The following is a 23862-nucleotide window of genomic DNA, read 5'->3' on the forward strand; positions in this document are numbered from 1 at the left end:
GATCGCGCTTGGCCCAACGGCCGGCGCTGATCGGGGACAGGTAGGCCGCGTTGCGCCGAACCAGTCCCCAAACTCAGGCGGCTTCCGTGGCGGTCTTGTCGGCTAGCTTGCGCACCTCGTCCGGCGTCGGCACCAGAACCGACGGTTCCAAGGGCATACCGGTCGCCTCGGCGATCAGTTCCTGGCTGCGGTTCTCGACGACATCGCGCAGGCATTTGAGGAAGGCGTTCTTGTCGTCGCCGGCTTCCATCGGCTCGAGGAACTCGACCGTGCATTGGCCGGGCGTCTTCTTGAAGTCCTGCTGCTGCCAGAACAGCCCCAAGTTTGTCGCCACGGGCACGACCGGCAGGTCGAAGTCGCGGGCCATGAAGTAGACGCCCGAGCGATAGCGGAAGTGCTCGCCCGGCTTGGCCAGGTTGCCTTCCGGGAAGATCAGGATGCGGCGGCCTTCCTTGTGGGCCAGGGCCGAGCTCTCGGTCAGGGCCTTGCGCGCTTCCGGCCCGCCGCAGTTGTCGACGATGATCGCGCCCAGCTTGCGCAGGATGCCGCCGACCAGGGGGAACTTCTCCATGTGGTCGCCGGTCACGAACGTCAGGTTCGGCACCGAGGAATAGAGGACGAAGCCATCGCCCCAGCTGTGGTGCTTGGCGGCGACGATGAAGGCGCCCTCGGGCAGCCGTTCCTGGCCCTTCACGGTGATGTCGATGCCGGCGATGGCCCGCATGCCCCACATCATCCGGTGGGTGTAGAGCTTGATCGCCCCTCGCATCGGCCGGCGGCCGGGCAGGATCGACAGGAGGACCGCGCTCAGGGCGTAGAACACCGTGGCGGCCCAGTAGTAGCAGGCGAAAAGGATCGAGCGCATGGGCGTCATCATTCCCTGAAAACGTTAGCGGGCGAACAACACAGCCTGAACGGCGGCGGTCATCAGCGGGGCGTGGGCCGACAGACTGTCGTCGCCCAGGCGCCCATAGGCCTTGTTCTGGGCGGTCTGGGTGATCACCCCGATGGCCATGGCGGCGAGCAGGCGCGGGTCGGCCGGCGGCAGCTCGGCGTTGATCATGGCTTGCTTGATGACGTTCTCGGTCACCGTCACCGGGTCGCGGCCATCCTCCTGGTAGAGGGGGATGAAGCGATGGATCTGGGTCAGGTGGAAGGCGAAGGTCAGCCAGTCCTCGTCGGCCACTTCGCAGTAGGCGCGTACGATGGCGGCGGCCTTGGCCTTGATGCCGGTCGCCTCGGCGGCGCTCTCCTCGATCAGTGAGGAGAGGCGGCGGTGGACGGTCATGAACAGGCTGGCGGCCAGTTCGTCCTTGCTGCGGTAGTGGCGGTAGAGGGCGCCTTCCGACACCCCAGCCTCGGTGGCGATGGCGCGGGTGGTGGCGGCGTCGACACCCTCCCGGACAAAGACTTCCAGCGCGGCGCGTTCGATGCGAGGCTTGGCGGACATGAGCAATTCCCCTTGATGTGAGCATTTGCTCACATGTTGATCGGGAATGCAAGTGAGCATTTACTCACACGGTGTGTTTTTCCATGGACGAGCATCTGACCGACCTGTTTGAACCGCTGGGCGCGGTGGTCGTGAAGCGGATGTTCGGGGGCAAGGGCGTCTGGCTGGACGGCATGATGTTCGCCCTGGTGTTCGGCGAGACCATCTATCTGAAGGTCGATGACCAGACGCGGCACACCTTTGTCGCGGCCGGGTCTGGGCCGTTCGTCTATCACCAGCGCAAGCGCGACCGGCAGGCGGCGCTCCCTTACTTCAGCCTGCCCGAAGAGGCGCAGGACGATCCCGTAGAAGCCTCGCGTTGGGCGCGGCTTGCGCTTGAAGCGGTGCTGCGGAGCAAGGCCCCGAAAAAAGGAAAGGCCCGGGCCGATATCGGACCCGGGCCTTGGGATGGCTGAGCTTATCGAAGCGGCGAACTATTGTACCGCTTCTGGGAGCCTCAAGCGCCTTTGAAGGCCGCCGGACGCTTTTGCAGGAAGGCGCTGACGCCTTCGACGAAGTCGTCGGTCTTGCCGGCCACCTTCTGGGCGCGGCGTTCGGCCTGCAGCTGTTCGCCCCAGGTATTGTCCTGGCTGTCCCAGATCAGCTGGCGGATCAGGCCCAGCGAAGCCGGGCCGTTGGCCAGTTCCTTGGCCACGGCGATGGCGGCGTCGCGCAGCTCGGCGTCGGCGACGACGCGGTTGCACAGGCCCCATTCCAGCGCCTTGGCGGCCCCGATCTTGTCGCCCATCAGGGCCATTTCCATGGCCCGGGCCCGGCCGATCATGCGCGGCAGCAGGTAGGTCGAGCCACCGTCCGGCACCAGGCCGATGCGGCGGAAGGCCTGCAGGAAGTAGCCGCTCTCGCCGACCAGGATGTAGTCGCCGAGCAGGCCGAAGGAGCAGCCGATGCCGGCGGCGGCGCCGTTGACGGCGGTGACTACGGGCACGGGGCAGTTTTTGATCAGGGTGACCAGCGGGTTGTAGATGCTGTCCAGCGCATTGCCGGCGTCCGGCTTGCCGTCGACGTCCAGCTCACGGCCGGCGGCGCCGCCGCCCGACAGGTTGGCGCCCGAACAGAAGCCGCGTCCTTCGCCGGTCAGCACCACGGCGCGGGCCTTGATCTGACCGCCGGCGATGCTGCGGAAGGCGTGGGCAAGCTCGCTGGCCAGGTCGAGGCCGGCGGCGTTCATCGAGCTTGGGTCGTTCATGATCACCACGGCGACGCCGTCGACCAGTTCAACCTTGATCTTGTTGTAGTCCATGGCGGACCTCCCTCTCATGCTTTGAGGGGAGGATGAGCGCTGTAACCCCGGGGAACGCCAGCGGAAATTTTCAGAAAACCGCCTCCCGCAAGCGGGAGTGCGGAGGTTAGGCGGCGACCGAGGTCACCTTCTCGCCGTTGGTCACGCGGTTGCGGCCGGCGCGCTTGGAGATGTAGAGGGCCGCATCGGCCCGCTCCATGGTGCAGACGCCGGTTTCGCCGGCCTTGCGCGTCGCCAGGCCCGCCGAGACGGTGACGGCGCCGAGGTCCTCGTTGGTCGAGCGGCGCTTGAGCATGCGCGAGGCGACTTCGTCGCGAATCTCTTCCAGGCAGGCCTCGACGATCGTCGCGTCCTCACCGGGGAAGATCATGGCGAATTCCTCGCCGCCGTAGCGGGCGGCGAAGCGCGGCGTGGCGCCGACGCGGCCGATTACGCTGGCCACGAAGCGGATGACCTGGTCGCCCGTCTGGTGGCCCCAGGTGTCGTTGAAGGTCTTGAAGTGGTCGATGTCGAGCACCGCCAGGGTCAGGGCCGTGCCCTGTTCGTCGGCGTCGGCGCAGGCGCGGGCCAGCTCGTCGTCAAAGGCCTTGCGGTTGGCCAGATTGGTCAGGCCGTCGGTGGTGGCGTCGCGGCGCACCTGTTCCAGGTGTTCGCGCAGACGAGCGACCTCGGTGGTCGAGTCCGACAGCTTCTGCTCGAGGGTGTCGTTCTGCTTCTGGACGCGCTCGGTGGCGCTGGCCAGGGTCTGCACCATCTTCTTGAGCGAGGCGGGGTCGGTCGCGGCGCCCAGGCTGTCGCTGGCCGTGGACAGGGTCTCACCATAGGCGGCGGTCGACTTCTGGGCCGTCTGGATGGCCTTGGCGACCGAAGCCAGTTCCTTGGTCAGCTGGTCCCCGGCGTCACGGATCTGTTCGTTGAGCTTGGCCTTGGCCAGGTAGGCGGCGGCCAGTTCCTCGCTGATCGCCTCGGTCATCGGCTCGCCGGCGCTGATCAGCCGGGTCAGTTCCTTGGCCAGGGCGCCTTCGGGATCGGCGACGAAATGCGACCAGAGCTCGAAGTTGAGCGGGGTCGGCCAGATGTTGTGGCGTTCCATCATGTCGATGGCCTTGCGGGTGATCTTGTAGGCCTGAGGCCCCCGCAGGGATTGTTCAAAAGCGCCGGGCATCGTCTCGTATTCCCCCGAAACGCAGCCGCTTTCGGCGGATGCGCGTGTTTCAGTGGAACGACACTAGTGGGTAACGCCAAACGTCAGGTTAAAACTGGACGCTGTTGCGCGCTTGCCGACACAGCGTTCGACCGCCATGCTGATCAGCGATCACCTGAGCCGGAGCAACCGGCCGCCTGGGAGGGAAACCATGACCGACGCCGCCGCGATGCAAGGCATCCTAGACCGCCAGAAAGCGGCCCACCTGCGCGACGGCGCGCCGACGGCCGAGCAGAGGATCGACCGGATCGACCGCTGCATCGGCCTGCTGGTCGATCACGCCAAGGCCATCGAGGATGCGCTTAACACCGATTTCGGCAACCGGTCGCGTGAGGCGACGCAGCTGACCGACATCGCCGGCTCGATCGGGCCGCTGAAGCATGCACGCGACAACCTGCGCAAATGGATGAAGGGCGAGAAGCGCAAGACCTCGCCGGCCATCCTGGGCCTGTTCGGGGCCAAGGCCGAGGTGGTCTTCCAGCCCAAGGGCGTGGTCGGGGTGATCAGCCCCTGGAACTTCCCGGTCAACCTGACCTTCGCGCCGCTGGCCGGCATCCTGGCGGCGGGCAACCGGGCGATGATCAAGCCCTCGGAGTTCACCCCGGCGACGTCCGAGTTGATGAAGGTGATGTTCGGCAAGGTCTTCTCCGAAGAGGAGATCGCCGTGGTCACCGGCGGGCCGGAGGTGGGGCAGGCCTTCAGCGAGCTGGCCTTCGACCACATGATCTTCACCGGCGCGACCAGCGTGGCCAGGCATGTGATGCGCGCCGCCGCCAATAACCTGGTGCCCCTGACCCTCGAGCTGGGCGGCAAGAGCCCGGTGATCATCTCGCGCAGCGCCGACATGGCCCTGACCGCCGCCAGGGTGATGAACGGCAAGACGCTGAACGCCGGCCAGATCTGCCTGGCGCCCGACTATGTGCTGGCCCCCGAAGAGAAGGTCGGCGAGTTCGTGGCCGGGGCAAAAGCGGCGGTGACGAAGATGTTCCCGACCATCAAGGACAACCCGGACTACACGGCCGTGGTCGCCCAGCGGCACTACGACCGGATCATGGGCTACATCGACGACGCCCGGGCCAAGGGGGCCGAGATCGTCGAGATCAAGCCCGAGGGCGAGGACCTGACCCAGCAGGAGCATCGCAAGATCGCTCCGACCCTTATCCTCAACCCGACCGACGACATGAAGGTCATGCAGGAAGAGATCTTCGGGCCGGTGCTGCCGGTGAAGACCTACAAGACGCTGGAAGAGGCGACCGGCTACATCAACGCCCACGACCGGCCGCTGGGCCTCTACTGGTTCGGGACCGACGAGGCGGAGAAGACCAGGGTGCTGGAGACGACGACCAGCGGCGGCGTGACGGTCAACGACGTGGTCATGCACGTGGCCCAGGAAGAGCTGCCGTTCGGCGGTGTGGGGCCGTCCGGCATGGGCAGTTACCATGGCCACGACGGCTTCAGGGAATTCAGCCACCGCAAGGCCATCTATACCCAGTTGAAGAAGGACATCGGTCCGCTGGTCGCCATGCGGCCACCCTACGGGCCGGCGATCCGCAAGATGCTGGCCGGGCAGATCACCCGGTAGCTGAACCAGGGCTGAAGATTTGGGGCGCGGCGCTACGGCATAGAGCCGCAGTGTCGCGCCCTTTCAGCGCCGTTATTCCTACCTACATTGTAGGTGTCGCGGATCGTCGCGACTCGAAACGGAGAATGCTCATGCGCGCCCCCATCCTGGGCGGGCTGATCCTGGCTACCCTGACCGGTTTCTCGGTCCAGGCCCAGGGACCTGTCGACTTCCGCGCGCAGGCCCGGTGCCTTGCTGTCTATGAAGCGGCCGCCAGTGCGGTCGAGCAGGGCGGCGGCGACAAGGCCCTCGTCAAGAGCTTCGACCGTAACCGCGAACGCACCGCCCTGGCCCTGGCCGCCCGCCGCGACCTGCCGGCCGGGACCAACCCCGCCGCCATCCAGTCAGCCGAAGCCGACAAGCTGGACGGGCAGGGCAAAGACGCCTTGGTCAACGAAGCCAAGGCCTGCGACAAGGCGCTCGGCTACTAGCCAGGGCCCGAACATGAAGACGCCCGCCCGCGAGACGCGGACGGGCGTTTTTCTTTGCCTGCCTCTTGGGCTCAGTCGTCTTTCGACGGCGCCATCGGCGGGACGGGGCGGGCCAGGAAGGCCGGCAGTTCGTTGCCGAAGCCAACCACGCGGCGGTCGTCGTCGTCACGCGGCGTCGGCGCACGGACGCCGCGCACCGGGTCGGGGCGGCGTTCAGGACGGGCAGGGCGCTCGTCGCGTTCGGCGCGGTCCTCACGGGCCGGGCGCTCTTCACGCGCAGGACGCTCTTCGCGGGCGGGGCGTTCTTCACGGGCTTCGACGGGAGCGGCCTCACGGGGCGCCTCGTCGCGCGGCTTGCGGTCGCGACCACGGCCGCCGCGTTCGCGGCGCGGACGTTCTTCGCGGGCTTCGTGTTCGACCGGAGCGGTTTCCTCGGCGGAGAACACCGGCTCGGTGCTGGCCCGTTGCGGGCGGTCTTCGCGGGGCGCGCGTTCGGGGCGCTCGGCGGGGGCGCTGATGGCGTCCATGCCGACAGTCGAGGTTTCCGATTCCGGACGGCCACGGCTGAATTCGCGTTTGCGCTCGCGACCCCGGTCGCCGCCACGCGGGCCGCGTTCACGGTCGATTTCCTTGCGGCGGGCGTCCTTGTCCTTGGCGGCGGCCCAGTCGAGGTCGAGAACGACTTCGTTCGGCATCTTGCCGGTCAGCTTGAGGACCTTGTCGAGGTTCTTGTCGTCGGCCGGGGTGACGATCATGTAGGTCTCGCCCAGCTTGCCGGCCCGGCCGGTGCGGCCGATGCGGTGGACGTAGTCGTCGGCATGGTGCGGCACGTCGTAGTTGAAGACGTGGCTGACGTCCGGAATGTCGAGGCCGCGCGCGGCGACGTCGGAGGCCACCAGCAGCTTGAGCTCGCCCTTGCGGAAGCGCTCCAGCGTCTTCATCCGCGTGCCCTGGTCGAGGTCGCCGTGGATCGGGGCGGCGTCATGGCCGTGGACAGTCAGCGACTTGGCGACGATGTCGACTTCGCTCTTGCGGTTGCAGAAGACGATGCCGTTGCGGACGTCGGCGCGTTCGACCAGCGATCGCAGGGCCATGCGCTTGGCGCTCGGCGAGACGACGGGCACGCGCACCAGGTGCTGGGTGATGGTCTCGGCGGTGGTGGCGGGACGGGCGACCTCGATGCGGGTCGGGTCCTTGAGGAACTGCTTGGTCAGCCGTGTGATTTCCGGCGGCATGGTGGCGCTGAAGAACAGGGTCTGCTTCTTCGGCGGGGTCATCTTGAAGATGCGCTCGATGTCCGGGATGAAGCCCATGTCGAGCATGCGGTCGGCTTCGTCGACGACCAGAGTCTGGACGCCGGTCATCAGGAGCTTGCCGCGTTCGAAATGGTCGAGCAGCCGGCCGGGGGTGGCGATGAGGACATCGACGCCGCGGTCGAGCTTCATTTCCTGGTCGCCGAACGAAACGCCGCCGATCAGCAGGGCCCAGGTCAGTTTCTGACCCTTGGCATACTTCTCGAAGCTCATCGCGACCTGGTCGGCCAGCTCGCGGGTCGGGCAGATGACCAGGCCGCGCGGCATGCGGGCCTTGGTGCGGCCGGCCGCCAGCTTGTCGATCATCGGCAGGGTGAAGGCGGCGGTCTTGCCGGTGCCGGTCTGGGCGATCCCGAGGACATCGCGGCCCGCGAGGGCGACAGGGATGGCCTGTTCCTGGATCGGAGTGGCGACAGTATAGCCGGTGTCAGCCACCGCCTTGAGGGTGAGGGGCGACAGCCCCAATTCGGAAAATTCGGTCATTATCACTTTGCATGAATTCGAAACCGCCCAGGCTGGGCGAGCGGGCGGCGCGGAATCGCCAGACCTGTCCCGAATGCCGGCCTAGATAGGCGTTATCGCCGCAAAGTCAATGCAAAGCTGGCTTTGGCCCAGATTCCCTCAAGTCAACCAAAGCTCAATTTGCGCGTTACTGGGCGATGAAGAAGACTCTCATGCTGGCGACAACGATCGCCACGATTATGCTCGCCCCGACGACAACTTTCGCCGCCTCGCCGGTCGAGGCGGCGTTCGGCAACACCATTGTCTCGACCTACCCCAGCGGGCGGTCGACGAAGCTCTGGCTGAACCGCAACGGCACCTATCAGGGCCAGCGGACCAACGGCAAGCGCACGGCCGGCAAGTGGTCGCTGAGGGGCGGCAAGGTCTGCCTCAAGCAGAACGGCCTGCCGCTGACCTTCTGTTCGAAGATCCCGACCGGCAAGGTCGGGCTGACCTGGTACAGCAAGAGCCCCAAGGGCGAGCCGCTGAAAAATCGCCTGGTGGCCGGGCGCGGCTGACATAACAGTGGTTAACGAGCGGGTTTTGCTCCGCTAGGCTCCCGCCGCCCAAGTCGGGCCAATCAAACGGTGGGAGCGAAATCAATGAACATCCTGGCGAAGGCGGCCGTGGCCGCCCTGGCCCTGGCCGCTGTGGCGAGCCCGGCCCTGGCTGATCCGATGGCCTCGGCCTATGGCAACACGGTGGTGGTCACCTATCCCGGCGACGCCAAGGTCAAGATCTACGTCAACGCCGACGGCACCTACACCGGCACGGCCCCTGATGGCTCGGCCAGTAGCGGCGCCTGGAAGATCGAGGGCGGCCAGACCTGCTTTACCCAGACCGCGCCGGCGGCGGGCCCGCCCTCCTGCTCGCCGACGGTCGAGAAGAAGGTCGGAGACACCTGGACCGCCACGGGCCAGGGCGGGGCCCCCGTTTCGATCACGATCGTCGCGGGACGTCCGTAGGACCTGGGCTTTCGGGGGCGGGCATGACGTCCGTCCCCATCAGCCTGTCCCAGAGGCGAAAGTGCAGGCCGAAGTTTGTCTGCATGCGCTTGTGATGCATGCCGTGGTGGGTGGCGGTGATCAGCCAGCCGCCGATGGGCCCACGCACGAAGCGGGCGGGCAGGATTTCCACCCCGCAGTGGTTGAGGGTGGCCGTCGCCGTCATGGCGATCAGCAGGAACAGCACCACCCCGACATGGATCGGGATCAGGAAGGTCAGCAGCGGCAGGACCCAGGCGACCAGCGCCGCCTCGGTCAGGTCGAAGGCGAAGCTGGCCCAGGCGGTCGGCGTATGGCTGCGGTGATGGCCGGCGTGGAACCAGCGGAACAGGGACCGGTGATGCATCAGCCGGTGGACCCAATAGTAGTGGGCGTCCTGGATCAGCAGGTAGGCGAGGGCGGATAGCGGGACCCACCACAGGGGGTATTGGCTCCAGTCGCTGTAGATCAGGGTGTGACCGGCCTTCCACTGCTCGACGACATAGGCCGCGGGCAGGGCGTAGACGGCCGATGAGGCCAGCGAGAGCAGGATCTCGTGACGCACGGCGCCGGGCGGTGGCGTCGGCTTGTCGGGGCGGCGCTGGACGAGCGCATAGATCAGCCCCGAGGTCAGCAGATAGCGCGCCGCGATGATCGCGGTCATGGCGGCGAAGGTGATCAGGAAGCTGGTCAGGAGCGGGCCCGGGGCGGCAGGGTGGTTTTGCGCTGTCGAAGCGATTGTAGCATATTCGGCCGAGCGGGGCGCGGATAAAACGCTATAAAAAACAAACGGATATGACCACCCTGCGGTCTGCGAACGACCTGTCGGATTGCGACTTTCGACCAGGTTTCTGGCCGCCAGGGACCACCCGGAAACCACCCTGCATAGACGGCTGTGGCGGCGGCGGGGGTGAGATGGCGTTAGAGACGGGCAAGTGGGTGATGAATATGTCTAGACATATTCATCTGGCGGTGGCGGTGACAGTCATCCGGCTGCGCCGGAGGGCAGTCACCGTGCAGCCTAGCGCGCCGTTCCGCCGACCCGGACCATGCGCGGGCTGGGCTTGGGGCGTTCGGCGAGGGCTTCGAGGAAACCCTGCCACCAGTGGTCGAGGGTCTCGGCGTCGAGGCCGGACTTCAGCTCGCGCCAGCGCAGCATGCGTTCGGTCAGGTCCATGGTCAGGGCGCGGTGGATGGCCTCGGCCATCTCGTCGCGGTCGTAGGGATTGACGATCAGGGCGGCCTTCATCTGGGCCGCCGCGCCGGCGAAGCGCGAGAGGATGAGGACGCCGGGGTCGGCCGGGTCCTGGGCGGCGACGTACTCCTTGGCGACCAGGTTCATACCGTCGCGCAAGGGCGTGATCAGGGCGGCGCGGGCGGCGCGGTAGATGCCGGCCAGTTCGTCCTGGCGATAGCCCGAGTTGACGTAGCGCAGGGGGACCCAGTCGAGGCTGCCGTACTGGCCATTGATGTGGCCCGCGATGGCGTCCAGGCGGTTGCGCATCTCCTGATAGGCCTCGACGCCATCGCGGCTGAGGGTGGCGATCTGGAGCATGAAGACCTTCTCGTGGGCCTCCGGGTGGTTCTCCAGATACTGCTCGTAGCCGAGGAAGCGCTCTTCCAGGCCCTTGGAATAGTCGAGGCGGTCGACGCCGATGATCATCTGGCGGCCGGCCAGGCTCTTTTCGGTCCGCTTCTGGGCGTCGTCGGAGGCCGGCGAGGCGTTCTCCGGGGCGAAGTCGGCGGTGTTGATGCCGATCGGGAAGACGCCCAGTCGGGTCTTCTTGCCGAAGGCGGAGGCCAGGCCGTCGTCGCCGACCTCGACGTTCAGCTCGTTGTGCAGATAGTCGGTGAAGGCCGACAGCCATTCGGCGGTGTGGAAGCCGATGAGGTCGTAGTCGAACAGCTGGGCGACCAGCTTCTCGTGTCCGGGCAGGGTGGTGAACAGCTGCCGCGCCGGCCAGGGGATGTGCAGGAAGAAGCCGATGCGGTTGGTAATGCCCAGCTTGCGCAGCTTCGAGGCCAGCGGGATCAGGTGGTAGTCGTGGATCCAGAGGGTGTCGGTCGGCCCGACCACGGCGCGCAGGGCCTCGGCGAACCGCTGGTTCACCCGCGTGTAGCCGGCGGCGTAGGCGCGGCTGAAGTTGGTCAGGTCGAGGCGGTTGTGGAACAGCGGCCACAGGGTGTTGTTCGAATAGCCGTTGTAGTAGGCGGCCACATCGTCGGGCTCTAGGTCGATCTTGGCGACGGTGACATCGCCGATGCGATCCAGCGCCAGCTGGCCGGTGTAGTGCGGGGTGGTCTCGCCGCTCCAGCCGAACCAGACGCCCTGGTTCTGTCGCAGGGCGGCGGTGATGGCGGCGGAGAGCCCGCCGACGGCGCCGCCGCCGACATCGCGCGACAGGCCGACCCGGTTGGAGACGACGATCAGGCGGCTCATGCGGTCACCGGGGCCATGGACGCTTCCAGCCAATCCAGCAGGGCGTCGGGGTCGTCCAGCCGCCAGCGCGAGCGGCTGCGGCGAGGCAGTCCGATCAGGATGGCGTCCCCGCCGTGGGCGACGGCGGCGGCGAAGGCGTCCTCATCGGTGAGGTCGTCGCCGATCATGACGGGTTTGGCGCCCTTGAAGGGCGCCTCGCGCATGAAGGCCGCCAGGGCCTCGCCCTTGTCGGGACCGGGGGTGCGCAATTCGGCGACCATATGGCCTTCCTGCAGGATGAGGCCCGTCTGGCGCGCCAGGCGGCGGGCGCAGTCGATGACGGCAGGTCCGGCCTCCGGCCGCAGACGGTAGTGCAGGGCGACGCTGGTCTGTTTGTCCTCGAGCAGAAGGCCGCGCTCGGCCCTGGAGAGCAGGGCGAGGGTTTCGCGGACGTCGGCGAGGGCTGGGTGGGGCGGTGTGCTGTCGAGCTTGCCCTCGGCGGTGCGGCGGTCGAGGCCGTGCATGCCGGCGACGCTGGGGACGGCGTGTTCAAGGATGCGGTCGATTTCGGTGATCTCGCGGCCGCTGAGGATGGCGAGGCGGCCGTCGAGGGCGCGGCCGAGCGCCTTCAGCACCCGCGTGCGACGCGCGACCGGTCCGACCTCGCCGGGGGTTTGCGCGATATCGGCCAGGGTGCCGTCGAGGTCGAGAAACAGGGCGGTGGTGGAGAGGTCGAGACTCGGCGGGGTCTGGAAGGGGACTTCCAGGCGCTCGTCGGGAATGTCGTGCATCGGATTACCGTGGGCCCCGGGGGTACAGGCGCGCGGACCCGGGCGGGCCTGCGCGTTCGTTGCGGGGTGAACGCGGGACGCGGGCGATGGCTCCCTCGGTCGAGGGATTGTGACGAGGAGCAAGCTCTCCCCCCGCGAAGTGGGGGGAGGACAGATTTCGAGCCTTGGCGAGAAATCAGGAGGCGGGCCCCACCGGCGGTAGGGAGGTTCCTCCTGCAACGGAGTTGCCCCCCTCCTGCTTTGTCGCTGAACGCTCCAAAGCGGTCCTCCCCCCGCTCGCGGGGGGAGAGCTTAGATCTTGCTGCCTTGTCGGTGGCTTCAGACGTCCAGTTCGCCGGCGAATTCGGCGTTTTCCTGGATGAAGCGGAAGCGGGCTTCGGGTTTGCGGCCCATCAGGCTTTCCACCAGTTCCTCGACCAGTTCCTCGGCCTTGGGCAGGGTGACCCGCGCCAGGGTGCGGGTGGCCGGGTCCATGGTGGTTTCCTTGAGCTGGCTGGCCATCATTTCGCCGAGGCCCTTGAAGCGGCTGATCTCCGGCTTCTTGCCCTTGAACTCGGTGGCCAGCAGTTCGTCCTTGTGGGCGTCGTCGCGGGCGTAGGTGGACTTGCCGCTGTGGGTGATGCGGTAGAGGGGCGGCAGGGCGAGGTACAGGGCGCCCGAGCGGATCATCTGCGGCATGGTGCGGTAGAAGAAGGTGATCAGCAGGGACGCAATGTGGGCGCCGTCGACGTCGGCGTCCGTCATGATGATGATGCGGTCGTAGCGGAGGTCTTCCTCCTTGAACTTGTTCCCCGGCTGCACCCCGAGGGCCAGCATCAGGTCGCTGAGTTCCTTGTTCTGCGTCAGCTTCTCGCCGGTCGCCGAGGCGACGTTGAGGATCTTGCCGCGCAGGGGAAGGATCGCCTGGTTCTTGCGGTTGCGGGCCTGTTTGGCCGAGCCGCCGGCGCTGTCGCCCTCGACCAGGAAGATCTCGGAGCCGCCGGCCGCTTCACCCGAACAGTCGGCCAGCTTACCGGGCAGGCGCAGCTTGCGGGTCGCCGAGGCGCGGGCGACGTCGCGGTCCTTGCGGCGCTTGAGGCGCTCCTCGGCCCGCTCGATGACGAAGTCGAGCAAGGCGCGGGCGACCTTGGGGCTGGCGGTCAGCCAGTGGTCGAAGGGATCGCGCAGGGCGGTCTCGACCAGCTTCTGGGCGTCAGAGGAGCTGAGGCGTTCCTTGGTCTGGCCCTGGAATTCCGGGTTCTTGATGAAGACGCTGATCAGGGCCCCGGCGTTGGCGATGACGTCGTCCGCGGTGATGATCCCGGCCCGCTTCTCGCCGGCCAGTTCGCCGTAGGCTTTCAGACCCCGGGTCAGGGCGGCGCGGAAGCCGCTTTCGTGGGTGCCGCCCTCGGGGGTCGGCACGGTGTTGCAGTAGCTTTGGACGAAGCCGTCGGCCTCGCCGAAGCCCTGGGGCGTCCAGGTCACCGCCCATTCGACGGCCCCGGCTTCGCCCTGGCGCTCGATGCGGCCGGTGAAGGCCTCCGGCGTGACGGTGTTGATGCCTTGCGTGCGCTCGGCCAGGAAGTCGGCCAGGCCGTTAGGGAAGTGGAAGGTGGCCTCGGGAAGCGTCTTGTCCTGGATGCGGCTGGGGTCGCAGGACCATTTGATGGTCACGCCGCGGAACAGGTAGGCCTTCGACCGGGCCATGCGGTAGAGCCGCGCCGGCTTGAAGGCGACGCCCTCGCCGAAGATCACCGGATCGGGGATGAACTTGATGGCCGTGCCGCGCTTGCGGCTGGGGGCGATCTGCTCGAGCTTGCCCAGCGGCTTGCCGCGCGAGAACACCTGGCGGTGCTCGAAGCCGTCCTTCCAGACGGTGACCTCGACCCGTTCGGACAGGGCGTTGACGACGGAGACGCCGACGCCGTGCAGGCCGCCGGAGGTCTCGTAGGCCTTGCCCGAGAATTTCCCGCCCGAGTGCAGGACGGTCATGATGACTTCCAGCGCCGACTTGCCTGGATATTTCGGGTGGGCGTCGATCGGGATGCCGCGGCCGTCGTCGCGCACGGTCAGGGCGCCCTCGGCGTCGAGGCTGACCTCGATCAGCTTGGCGTGGCCGGCGACGGCCTCGTCCATGCTGTTGTCGAGAACTTCGGCGAACAGATGGTGCAGGGCCCGCTCGTCGGTGCCGCCGATGTACATGCCCGGGCGCATGCGCACCGGCTCGAGGCCTTCGAGGACCTCGATGCTGCTGGCGTTATAGTCGCCGCCTTTCGGGGCGAGGGACGGTTTCGGTTGGGCCTTGGGCACAGGCTCGTGCGGCGTCGCCAGCGGCGGGGCGGCCGGCGGGTTCAGGGCGTCATCGAAGAGGGAGGGGAGCGGCTCGGGCTTGGACATTACGCTGGGGAGTCTAGGCGATTCGGGACCGGACTAATGGGCTGACATGTCGTCGCGCGCAAGCTCTCCCCCCGCCTCGCGGGGGGAGGACAGCTCTGGAGCGCCAGCGACAGAGCAGGAGGGGGGGAAGTCTGCTGCAGGAGGAACCTCCCGACCGCCGGTGGGGCCCGCCTCCTGCTTTCTCGCTTGGGCTCGAAAGCGGTCCTCCCCCCACTTCGCGGGGGGAGAGCTTGATTGGCTGCTTTGCGCCTGAAGTCTGAAATCAAGCGGTGGTCTGCAGATAGACCCGCGTGCCGCACAGCACGACGGCGCCATCAGCATCTATCAAACCACGCCGCTTGGCCGCCGCCCGCGCCGCGTCAGGATCGGGCAGGGCGACGTCGAAGCCTCGCAGGCCTTCACCCCGCTCATCGCCCAGCGGAACGAACCGAACTTCGCCGCCCTCCAGACCGATGCGCCAGGCGTAGTCGGTGCGTTCGGCGGGCCGCCCGAGCACTTCACTCCAGCGCGCGGCCATCGCCGCGGGGTCGTTCGCTTGCAACTCCGCCCCGACAATCGCCTGGCCGGGAACCGCATTGGCCTGCCAGCCCTTGCCGCCCCATTCCCAGCGCTCCCAGGGGTCCATCCAGTCGATGGAGAGGATCGCCGCGCCGACATCGCGCGGGTGGTAGTGGGTGGCGGCGACGCCGTCGCGGTCGATCTGGTCGACGATGCGGGCCCCGGCGGCGGCGGCCGTGGCGCGGGCGGCGGCGAGGTCGCGGACCTGCAGGATGACCATGTAGCCGCCGTCGCCGCCGCGCTTGTCGATCAGGCGGCCGGCGGTGGTGCCGTCCTGTTTGGGCGAGACCACTTCCAGGAAGGTGTGGCCGACGGCCCAGACGCCGTTGCGCAGGCCGTAGTGGCCGACGCCCGGGTCGTCGTAGGGGCTGCGCACGCCGAGGACGGCTTCGATGTCGGCCGACACGGCGGCGAGGTCGGCGCCGACGAGGGCGATCTGGCGAAGGCGCATGGCGGTTCCTCTAAGGCGCGGCCGCCGCCAGGGCCTTGAACAGATCGGCTTCCATCTCGCCGGTCGAGGGGCAGTCGTAGGTCTTGGTCACCCGACGGCCCTTGATGAACAGGAAGCGCCGGCGGCGCACCAGGTCGCCGGCCCCGTCGAGGCTGACGATGACCGTGGTGCGGTCGGCGCCTTCCGGCGCCAGCATGACGGTCAGCTGGTACTCGCCGGTGATGTGCCTGATCTTCGGACAGGTGACGTAGGCGGCCCAGACCTTGTCGCTGGAGGCGACGATCCGGCCGTTGGCCCGGTCGGCCACCGAGGGCGTCAGGTCCTTGGCGGCGAGAAACTTCAGGACCTCGACCCAGGCCCGATCCTGGCTGAGCGGAACGGTGCGGCTGGCGTCCGTCGCCTGGGCGGCCGCCCCCAGAGGGGCGGCCAGCGCCAGGATCAGCGCAAGGGGAAGCAGGCGTCTCACGGCTTGGTGTAGGCCTGCGGATAGGCCCCCACCGGCGCGGCGTAGCGGTCGCGCAGTTCGAAGGCCCGGACGTCCTGCGGCTGCCGCTGGCCGGCGATGAAGACGTCGGTGGGCCAGGTGGAGAGTTCCAGCGGGTCGCCGGTCCAGACCACGACGTCGGCCGTCTTGCCGACCTCCAGGCTGCCGACCTGGCCGTCCATCTTCCAGATCTTTGCCGGGTTGAGGGTCAGCGAGGCCAGGCCCTGCTGGTAGGTCAGGCCGTAGGACACGGCCAGGCCGGCGTTGAACCGGGCCTGGCGCAGGTTGTTCTGGTCGCGGCTGCCGATGATGGCGACCGTGACGCCGGCGGCCTGCAGCCGGGCGGCGTTGTCCAGGCGGGCGGCGAGGGTCTCGAAGCTGGTGGGCAGGTCGCGCTGGGCGTCGACGATGACCGGGACCCTGGCGGCGGCGATCTGCTCGGCGACCAGCCAGCCCTCCTCGGCGCCCTCGAGAATGACGGTGACGCCTTCCTCCTTTGCCATCTTGAGGACCTGCAGGATGTCTGAGGCGCGGCTGACGCGGACGAGCAGGGGCGTGCGGCCCTGGACCACGGGGACGAGGGCCTCCAGGTCGATGCGCGACAGGCCGAACTGGCGGGTTTCACCCCGGTCGTAAGCGGCCTTGTTGCGGGCGTAGACGCGGGCGTCCTCGAAGGCCGAGCGGACCAGCACCATGGCGGCGCCGCGCGAGCCGGCGGCCTGGGCCCCGGCTTCGCCCATGTCGAGCACGACGGCGGCCTTCGACCGGATCAGGAGGTCGTTCTGGCCGGACGCCAGGCTGACCACGGCGGCCTGACCCCCGAACAGGTGGGGGTCGCCGTCGCCGTTGCCGCCACCGCCGCCGGCGGTCTCCTGCTCGGCGCCGCTGTCGTCGTGGTGATGGCCGCCGCCGCCGCCGGTCAGCACCGGGGTGGCCACCGCCCGCGTCAGGCCGCTCTGGCGGGCCCAGGGGATCATCGTCGAGTTGGGGTTGATGCCGTACTGGATGTCGAAGCCGGCCGACAGCTTGCCGGAGCGGTCATCCCGCGTGGACTGGACCGCAGAGACTTCCGACACCGTCAGGTTGGAGGAGACGGCGATGAAGCCCGGCGTCACCACGCCGCCCTTGGCGTCGATCACCGTCGCGCCGGCCGGAGCCGGGACGCCCGCGCCGACGGCGGCGATCTTGCCGTCCTTGATGACGATCGTGCCGTTGGGAATCGTGCCGGCCGGACCGACCGTTTCGATACGGGCGTTGGTGATGGCGTAGGTCTGGGCGGCGGCGGGGCCGGCGATCAGAAGCGCCGCCCCAATCAGCGTGCTGGAGGCGAGGAGGAGGGTTCTCATGGGTGGAAGGCCCCTTCACCGGGCTGGCCGAGTTCGAAATCGGATTTGGGCTGGAAGCGCGGGTCGCGCCGGTCGTAGGCGAGGCCGCCGTCGATGAAGACCTTTTCGGCCTGGCTGTAGACGCTGAACGGGTTGCCGCTCCACAGCACGACATCGGCGCGCTTGCCGACGGTCAGGGAGCCGGTCTGGTCGGCGATGCCCATGGCTTTCGCCGGATTGGACGTGATCCAGGCGATGGCCTCGGCGTCGGTGATGCCGAAGCCGATGCGGTTGCCGGACGCCATGGCGATGGCGGCTTCCTGGTTCAGGTGCTGGGTGATGGTGTCGTCATCGGAGTGGATGACGGTGCAGGCGCCGGCCTTGTAGGCGATGGCCGCATTGGCCTCGATGCCGTCCAGGCTCTCCATCTTGAACGCCGCCCAGCTGGCCCAGGTGGCGAAGCAGATGTCGTTCTCCTTCAGCAACGGGCCGACCTTGTAGGCCTCGTTGGCGTGGTGGAACATGGTGATCTTGTAGCCAAACTCCCTGGCGATATCGATCATCACCGCCATCTCGTCGGCGCGGTAGCAGTGGTTCTGGATCAGGATGTCGCCGCGCAGGGCCGAGGCCAGCGTTTCCAGCTGCAGGTCGCGCTTGGGGGCGTCGGCCTTCTCGCCCTTGTCCTTCTTGGCGTTGTAGTCGTCCCATTTGCGACGGTACTCGGCCGCGTCGATCCAGGCCTTGCGGAAGCCGAAGACGTTGCCCATCGCGGTAGAGGGCGAGCGGCCCTTGCCGCCGTAGACGCGCTTGGGGTTCTCGCCGCAGGCCATCTTCAGGCCATAGGGGGCGTTCGGGAACTTCATCCCCTGCATGGTGACGGATGCCACGTTGCGCACGGTCACCGAGCGGCCGCCGAACAGGTTCGCGGACCCCGGGAGGATCTGCAGGGTGGTCACCCCGCCCGCGCGGGCGCGGTTGAAGCCGGGGTCCTGGGGCCAGATCGAATGCTCGGACCAGACCTGGGCGGTGTTGGGGTCGGTGGCTTCATTGCCGTCGCTGCGGGCGCTGACGCCGGGCGAGGGATAGACGCCCAGGTGGCTGTGGGCGTCGATGATGCCGGGGGTGACGTACTTGCCCTTGCCGTCGATGACGTCATAGCCGGCCGGGATGGCGGTGCCCGGACCGCCGACGGCGATGATCTTGCCGTCGCCGAAGATGACCACGCCGTTGTCGATCTGCTTGCCATCGGCGGTGAGCACCGTGGCCCCGACGATGGCGGTCGGCCGGCCGGGCAGGGCGCGGTAGGTGCTGGCGAAGGGCGCCGGGTCATCCTTTCCGCCGGCCCCGGGGCTCAGCGGCCTGTTATCGACCTTCTCAGGCGGCTTGGCGGCGGGGGCGGCCCCGCCCGTTGTAGCGCAGGCGGCCAACAGGGCCGACAGCGCGACGGCGGAGGCCGCCGTCTTCCAGCGAAGTGTCATGGAGCAATCCCGAACAGCAGAGGTGAGGGAGATCAGACGAATTCGGCACGGGGATCAAGGGCCGTTCCGATTGCGGATGAACCGCAAAGCCCGAGGTAGCCCTACAGACAGTCGCCGTCGGCCAAATTGCCACGGCCCCAGGGATTTCGAGATGGAGACGGATTACTACACTGGTCGCCCCCGCCCTCGTCGGCAGAGTTTCAGGCAAGTATTTCAAAGACGCGGCCGCTGGGCCGGGGGGAATTCAGCATGCCTTTCGCGGCCACCTTCGCGATCTCGTCGATCGATGGGTCCAACGGCTTCCGTATTCACGGTGGCTCGAACTATGACCGTATCGGTCAGCTGCTGTCCTCGGTCGGGGACATCAATGGCGACGGGTTCGACGACTTTGTCTCCGGCGCCTGGTCCGTCGATGCGCAGGGTCGGCACCAGGCCGGATCAGCCTGGGTCATCTTCGGCACGGCCTCCGGCCTGCCGACGGACTGGCAGGTCAATGCGGTCAACGGCGTCAACGGCTTCCGGATCGACGGCGAGGGCTACCAGACCCGGCTGGGCACATCCGTCGGCGGCGGCAGCGACGTCAACGGCGACGGGATCGACGACCTGATCCTCGGCTCGCCGGGCGGCAGCGGCTCGGGGGCCGCCTATGTGATCTTCGGCCACACCGGCCCGTTCGCCAACGTCGATACCCAGAACATGTCCGCCAGCGTCGGCATCCAGCTGAACGGCGGTACAAACGCCCGCGCCGGGTACGGGGTGGCGGGCGTCGGCGACGTCAATGGGGACGGGGTCGGCGACTTCCTGGTCGGCGGCTATGGCGCCAACAGCAACACCGGCGCGGCCTATGTCGTGTTCGGCGGCGGCGGCGGCGGCGGCCTGACCGACGGCTTTGACCTCTCGACCCTGAACGGAACCACCGGCTTCAAGATCCAGGGCACGACCAACAGCCGCCTGGGTGACGCCGTGGCCGCGGCGGGGGACGTCAACGGAGATGGCCTCGAGGATCTGATCGTCGGGGCGCCCGCGAACTTCTCCAACACGCCCGGCCAGGCCTACGTCATCTTTGGCGCCAACAGTTTCGCCGCGACGCTCGATGTCTCGACGCTGAATGGCGCCAATGGCTTTGCGATCCAGGGCGCGACCAACAACAGTCGGACGGGCCACACGGTCGTCGGCCTGGGGGACGTCAACGGCGACGGCTACGATGACGTGGCGGTCAGCTCGTCCAGCGTGTTCGACATGATGACGTTCACAAACACTCCAGGTAGCGTCTCCATCGTCTTCGGCTCCGGCGCTGTGTTCCCGGCCACCCTGGCCACCACGGCCCTGAACGGGACGAACGGCTTCCGATTGACAGGCAGCAGCAACCTTGGCGGCATCGACGGCGTCAGCGGCGGCGATGTGAACGGCGACGGCCTGGCCGACATTCTTGTCAACGCCGGCGGCTCGATCAACTACGTGATCTACGGCAAACAAACTGCCTTCGGCGCCACCTTCGACGTGACGACCGTGGACGGTACGAACGGGTTCAGGATCGACGGCGAGGGCTACACCATCGCCGGGGCCGGCGACTTCAACAATGACGGCGCCGACGACATCCTGATCGGCAATTTCAACGAGTACATCTACGGAAACGGCACCGGCGGCGCCTATCTGATCTACGGGATCGCCACGCCCGTCAATTTCATCGGGACCGCCGGCGACGAGACGGCCAGCGGCGGCGGCGCGGCCGACTCCCTGTCCGGCGGCGGCGGCAAGGACACGCTCAACGGCCTGGCCGGCGACGACACCCTCGACGGTGGTGACAGCAACGACCTGCTCAACGGCGGCGACGGCGCCGACGACCTGATCGGCGGCCTCGGCGGCGACACCCTCAACGGCGACGCCGGCGCGGACGAGCTCAGCGGCGGCGACGGGGCTGACAAGCTCTACGGAGGAACGGGGGCCGACCAGTTGAACGGCGGGACCGGCAACGACCGTATGGACGGTCAGAGCGATGTCGATACGCTGAACGGCGGCGCGGGCAACGACTACCTCGACGGAGGGCTAGGCGCCGACATCATGTCGGGCGGGACGGAGAACGATGTCTACATCGTCGATAACGCCGGCGATCAGACGATCGAGCTGTCCGGCCAGGGCTTCGACATCGTCCGCACCACCCTGAGCTGGATCCTGGCCGACAACCTCGAGGCCCTGGAACTGCAGTCGGCCACCAACGCCTCCGGGACCGGCAACAGCGGGGCCAACAACCTGCAGGGCAACAGCGGCGCCAACACCCTGTCAGGCCTGGCCGGGGTCGATACGATCAATGGCAACGACGGTAATGACATCGTCATCGGCGGCCAGGGTAACGACCTGCTGCGTGGGGGTCTGGGCGCCGACACCTTCCGCGTCGAGCACGCCTTCAGCGGGGCGCTGGAAACCGACCAGATCTATGATTTCCAGACCGCCGAGGGCGACATCATGGACTTCTCGGCCCTGTTCGCCGGGACCATCGCAAGGGTGACCAGCTTCACCGGAGTCGCCGGCCAGATGACCCTGGCCTTTGCCGCCGGGATCACGACGGTCCGCCTTGATATCGACGGCAACGGGGTCGCCGAGTACCAGGCCAAGATCAACGGCGATGTCACCGCGGACTACGGCGGCTGGCTGCTCTGACGGCGTTCAGGCGACGTTCAGCGGGCTTTTGCGTTACCTTGGCCACAACAAGGAGAAACGCCCGATGATCCGCCAGTTTCGCACCCTAGCGGTGGTGGCCTTCACCGCCCTGGCCATGACCGCCTGCCAGACCGACGGCTCGGCCCACCCAGGCCCCGCGCCCGACCCGCGCGCGCCTCGGGCAGAGGGTCAGATGTGCGGCGGCATCGCGGGCTTCCAGTGCCAGACCGGCCTCTACTGCCAGATGACACCGGAGATGCAGAAGATCGCCGACGGCTCGGGGACCTGCCGCCAGCGGCCGCAGATGTGTACCCGCGAGTACCGCCCTGTCTGCGGCGTCGACGGCAAGACCTACGGCAACGCCTGCACCGCCGCCTCGGCGGGGGTGAGCGTCGCCAAGCAGGGCGAGTGCTAGCTCAGCCCTTCTGCGGATAGATCGTCTCGCCGCGTTCGAGCATCTCGACGAAGGCGGTGATCTTCTTCTGCTTGCCGGCCTCGGTCTTGAGGTTGTGGACGCGGAAGGCCAGGGCGAAGCGGTTCTGTTCGGTCAATCTCGGCAGCATCGCCTTGGCCTTCGGGCTGGCGTCGATGGCGGCCTGCAGGTCTGGCGGAATGGGCAGGCCCTTGCCGCTGCCGTAGGCGCGGTCCCAGCGGCCGTCGGCCTTGGCGGCTTCGACCTCGCGCAGGCCGTGCGGGGTCATGCGGCCTTCCTTGATCAGCCGGGCGACGTTGTCGATGTTGAGCTTGCTCCAGATGCTCTTCCTGCCGCGTGGGGTGTAGCGCTGGAGGAAGCTCTGGTCGTCGAAGCTTTTGCGCACCGCGTCGATCCAGCCCCAGCAGAGGACGACGTCGACGGCCTCCTTGGCGGTGATCGAGGGCAGGCCGGAGGCGACCTTGTGGATCTTGATCCAGGCTTCGGGCGCCTTGTCATGGTTCCTGGCCAGCCATTCGTAGAAGGACCCGGCGTCCCTGAACTCATGCACATGGGCGGGATCGACGACGATGGCGGCCATGGGGTCCCTCGCAACGGAAAAGGGCCGGAGATCGCTCTCCGGCCCTTCCACACTAGCTCAGCTTTTGCTGGTTAGCACTTGTAGTACATGTCGAATTCGACCGGGTGCGGATGCAGCTGCAGGCGCATCACCTCTTCCATCTTCAGCTCGATGTAGGCGTCGATGAAGTCGTCGTCGAAGACGCCGCCCTTCTTGAGGAAGGCGCGGTCCTTGTCCAGGTTCTCGAGGGCTTCGCGCAGGCTGCCGCAGACTTCCGGGACCTTCTTCTGCTCGCGGGGCGGCAGGTCGTAGAGGTTCTTGTCCATGGCCGGGCCCGGATCGATCTTGTTCTCGATGCCGTCGAGGCCGGCCATCAGCAGGGCCGTGAAGGTCAGGTAGGGGTTGCCCATCGGGTCGGGGAAGCGGGCTTCCAGACGCTTGCCCTTGGGGCTGTCGACGTGCGGGATGCGGATCGAGGCCGAGCGGTTGCGGGCCGAATAGGCCAGCTTCACCGGGGCTTCGTAGCCGGGCACCAGGCGCTTGTAGCTGTTGGTGGTCGAGTTGGAGAAGGCGTTGATGGCCTTGGCGTGCTTGATGATGCCGCCGATGTACCAGAGGCATTCCTGCGACAGGCCGGCGTAGAGGTCGCCGGCGAACATCGGCTTGCCGTTCTTCCAGATCGACTGGTGGACGTGCATGCCGCTGCCGTTGTCGCCGAACATCGGCTTGGCCATGAAGGTGACGGTCTTGCCGTAGGCGGCGGCGACGTTGTGGATGACGTACTTGTAGAGCTGCAGGCGGTCGGCCATGACCACCATGGTGTCGAACTTCAGACCCAGCTCATGTTGCGCGGGGGCAACCTCGTGGTGGTGCTTTTCCGGCTTCATGCCGAGCTCGCCCATGACGGCCAGCATCTCGCCGCGGATGTCCTGGCCGCTGTCGACCGGGTTAACCGGGAAGTAGCCGCCCTTGGGGCCCGGGCGGTGGCCCATGTTGCCCTCGGCGTACTCCTTGGCCGAGTTGCCGGGCAGCTCGGTCGAGTCATAGCTGTAGAAGGTGTTGTTCGGGGCGGTCGACCAGCGCACGTCGTCGAACATGAAGAACTCGGCTTCCGGGCCGAAGAAGACGGTGTCGCCGATGCCCAGCGACTGCACATGGACCAGGGCCGCCTTGGCGATCGAGCGGGGGTCGCGGTTGTAGGGCGTGCCCGTGTCCGGGTTCACGATGTCGCACATCAGGCAGAGGGTGGTCTGCTGGTAGAAGGGGTCGATGATGGCGCTGTCCAGGTCGGGGCGCAGCTTCATGTCGCTCTCGTTGATCGCCTTCCAGCCGGCGATCGACGAGCCGTCGAACATGGTGCCGTCTTCGAGGAAGTCCTCGTCGACCAGGTCGATGTCGAAGGTGACGTGTTGCAGCTTGCCGCGGATGTCGGTGAAGCGGACGTCGACATACTTGACGTCCTTTTCCTTGATCATCGCCAGAATGTCTTTAGCGGTCGTCATAGAACCTATCCCCTAGGTGTTTGAT

Annotated in this window: 22 protein-coding genes; 7 read left to right on the plus strand and 15 right to left on the minus strand. The window is 67.4% G+C overall.

The annotated features are described in order from the left end of the window. Positions 1 to 73 precede the first annotated feature (73 nt). Entirely contained in the window at positions 74 to 865 is a 792-nt protein-coding gene (locus tag AC2YG9_RS11385) for a lysophospholipid acyltransferase family protein (RefSeq protein WP_487298090.1), read from the minus strand. A gap of 24 nt (positions 866 to 889) precedes the next feature. Continuing rightward, a complete protein-coding gene (locus AC2YG9_RS11390) occupies positions 890 to 1450 on the minus strand; it encodes a TetR/AcrR family transcriptional regulator (RefSeq protein WP_487298091.1) in 561 nt (186 codons plus the stop codon). Between the two features lie 83 nt (positions 1451 to 1533). On the opposite strand from AC2YG9_RS11390, the gene AC2YG9_RS11395 reads away from it, so the two are divergent. Next, positions 1534 to 1905, plus strand: coding sequence for a TfoX/Sxy family protein (locus AC2YG9_RS11395; protein WP_487298092.1), 372 nt, complete (start codon positions 1534 to 1536; stop codon positions 1903 to 1905). A 41-nt stretch (positions 1906 to 1946) separates the two neighbouring features. On the opposite strand, the gene AC2YG9_RS11400 is transcribed toward AC2YG9_RS11395, so the two are convergent. Beyond that, on the minus strand, positions 1947 to 2750 hold the full coding sequence (locus AC2YG9_RS11400) for an enoyl-CoA hydratase/isomerase (RefSeq protein WP_487298093.1): 804 nt from the start codon (positions 2748 to 2750) through the stop codon (positions 1947 to 1949). 106 nt (positions 2751 to 2856) lie between these two features. Further along, on the minus strand, positions 2857 to 3915 hold the full coding sequence (locus AC2YG9_RS11405; protein WP_487298094.1) for a GGDEF domain-containing protein: 1059 nt from the start codon (positions 3913 to 3915) through the stop codon (positions 2857 to 2859). Positions 3916 to 4105: 190 nt separating this feature from the next. Here AC2YG9_RS11405 and AC2YG9_RS11410 point away from each other — a divergent pair, with 190 nt between their 5' ends. Together AC2YG9_RS11410 and AC2YG9_RS11415 are read left to right on the plus strand one after the other, a co-directional pair. Next, positions 4106 to 5536, plus strand: a complete 1431-nt coding sequence (locus tag AC2YG9_RS11410; protein WP_487298095.1) for a coniferyl aldehyde dehydrogenase — start codon at positions 4106 to 4108, stop codon at positions 5534 to 5536. Between the two features lie 131 nt (positions 5537 to 5667). Then, a complete protein-coding gene (locus AC2YG9_RS11415; protein ID WP_487298096.1) occupies positions 5668 to 6006 on the plus strand; it encodes a hypothetical protein in 339 nt (112 codons plus the stop codon). Positions 6007 to 6077: 71 nt separating this feature from the next. On the opposite strand, the gene AC2YG9_RS11420 is transcribed toward AC2YG9_RS11415, so the two are convergent. Beyond that, entirely contained in the window at positions 6078 to 7802 is a 1725-nt protein-coding gene (locus tag AC2YG9_RS11420; RefSeq protein WP_487298097.1) for a DEAD/DEAH box helicase, read from the minus strand. Between the two features lie 191 nt (positions 7803 to 7993). On the opposite strand from AC2YG9_RS11420, the gene AC2YG9_RS11425 reads away from it, so the two are divergent. Together AC2YG9_RS11425 and AC2YG9_RS11430 are read left to right on the plus strand one after the other, a co-directional pair. Next, positions 7994 to 8338, plus strand: a complete 345-nt coding sequence (locus AC2YG9_RS11425; protein WP_487298098.1) for a hypothetical protein — start codon at positions 7994 to 7996, stop codon at positions 8336 to 8338. Positions 8339 to 8422: 84 nt separating this feature from the next. Next, positions 8423 to 8785 (plus strand): hypothetical protein, encoded by a 363-nt coding sequence (locus tag AC2YG9_RS11430; RefSeq protein ID WP_487298099.1) that lies wholly within the window; start codon positions 8423 to 8425, stop codon positions 8783 to 8785. On the opposite strand, the gene AC2YG9_RS11435 is transcribed toward AC2YG9_RS11430, so the two are convergent. The 8 genes from AC2YG9_RS11435 to AC2YG9_RS11470 all read right to left on the minus strand — a co-directional run bounded on the left by AC2YG9_RS11435 (position 8760) and on the right by AC2YG9_RS11470 (position 18685). Continuing rightward, the gene (locus AC2YG9_RS11435) at positions 8760 to 9467 is read right to left on the minus strand and encodes a sterol desaturase family protein (protein WP_487298100.1); all 708 of its coding nucleotides are present in this window, start codon (positions 9465 to 9467) and stop codon (positions 8760 to 8762) included. The genes AC2YG9_RS11430 and AC2YG9_RS11435 overlap by 26 nt on opposite strands. Before the next feature lie 357 nt (positions 9468 to 9824). Beyond that, on the minus strand, positions 9825 to 11243 hold the full coding sequence (locus tag AC2YG9_RS11440) for an alpha,alpha-trehalose-phosphate synthase (UDP-forming) (protein WP_487298101.1): 1419 nt from the start codon (positions 11241 to 11243) through the stop codon (positions 9825 to 9827). Continuing rightward, positions 11240 to 12013: a trehalose-phosphatase gene (gene otsB / locus AC2YG9_RS11445; RefSeq protein WP_487298102.1), complete on the minus strand. Its 774-nt coding sequence runs from the start codon at positions 12011 to 12013 to the stop codon at positions 11240 to 11242. The genes AC2YG9_RS11440 and otsB overlap by 4 nt, the downstream gene beginning before the upstream one ends. 318 nt (positions 12014 to 12331) lie before the next feature. After that, the gene (parE, locus tag AC2YG9_RS11450; protein WP_487298103.1) at positions 12332 to 14389 is read right to left on the minus strand and encodes a DNA topoisomerase IV subunit B; all 2058 of its coding nucleotides are present in this window, start codon (positions 14387 to 14389) and stop codon (positions 12332 to 12334) included. A 262-nt stretch (positions 14390 to 14651) separates the two neighbouring features. Then, positions 14652 to 15398 carry a VOC family protein gene (locus AC2YG9_RS11455; RefSeq protein WP_487298104.1) on the minus strand — a complete coding sequence of 249 codons (747 nt, stop codon included), beginning with the start codon at positions 15396 to 15398 and terminating at the stop codon, positions 14652 to 14654. A gap of 10 nt (positions 15399 to 15408) precedes the next feature. Beyond that, on the minus strand, positions 15409 to 15864 hold the full coding sequence (locus tag AC2YG9_RS11460) for a hypothetical protein (RefSeq protein ID WP_487298105.1): 456 nt from the start codon (positions 15862 to 15864) through the stop codon (positions 15409 to 15411). Beyond that, positions 15861 to 17228, minus strand: a complete 1368-nt coding sequence (locus tag AC2YG9_RS11465; protein ID WP_487298106.1) for an amidohydrolase family protein — start codon at positions 17226 to 17228, stop codon at positions 15861 to 15863. The genes AC2YG9_RS11460 and AC2YG9_RS11465 overlap by 4 nt, the downstream gene beginning before the upstream one ends. Continuing rightward, positions 17225 to 18685, minus strand: a complete 1461-nt coding sequence (locus AC2YG9_RS11470; RefSeq protein ID WP_487298107.1) for an amidohydrolase — start codon at positions 18683 to 18685, stop codon at positions 17225 to 17227. The genes AC2YG9_RS11465 and AC2YG9_RS11470 overlap by 4 nt, the downstream gene beginning before the upstream one ends. Before the next feature lie 249 nt (positions 18686 to 18934). Between AC2YG9_RS11470 and AC2YG9_RS11475 the strand changes: the two genes are divergently transcribed. Together AC2YG9_RS11475 and AC2YG9_RS11480 are read left to right on the plus strand one after the other, a co-directional pair. Beyond that, positions 18935 to 21343: a hypothetical protein gene (locus tag AC2YG9_RS11475; protein WP_487298108.1), complete on the plus strand. Its 2409-nt coding sequence runs from the start codon at positions 18935 to 18937 to the stop codon at positions 21341 to 21343. Positions 21344 to 21407: 64 nt separating this feature from the next. Further along, positions 21408 to 21758: a Kazal-type serine protease inhibitor family protein gene (locus AC2YG9_RS11480; RefSeq protein ID WP_487298109.1), complete on the plus strand. Its 351-nt coding sequence runs from the start codon at positions 21408 to 21410 to the stop codon at positions 21756 to 21758. A 1-nt stretch (position 21759) separates the two neighbouring features. Here the strand turns inward: AC2YG9_RS11480 and AC2YG9_RS11485 are convergent, their stop codons facing one another. Together AC2YG9_RS11485 and glnA are read right to left on the minus strand one after the other, a co-directional pair. Continuing rightward, positions 21760 to 22356: a YdeI/OmpD-associated family protein gene (locus AC2YG9_RS11485; RefSeq protein ID WP_487298110.1), complete on the minus strand. Its 597-nt coding sequence runs from the start codon at positions 22354 to 22356 to the stop codon at positions 21760 to 21762. Between the two features lie 71 nt (positions 22357 to 22427). After that, on the minus strand, positions 22428 to 23837 hold the full coding sequence (gene glnA / locus AC2YG9_RS11490; protein WP_487298111.1) for a type I glutamate--ammonia ligase: 1410 nt from the start codon (positions 23835 to 23837) through the stop codon (positions 22428 to 22430). Positions 23838 to 23862: the final 25 nt, after the last annotated feature.

This window comes from Caulobacter sp. SRI_014 (assembly GCF_057586315.1).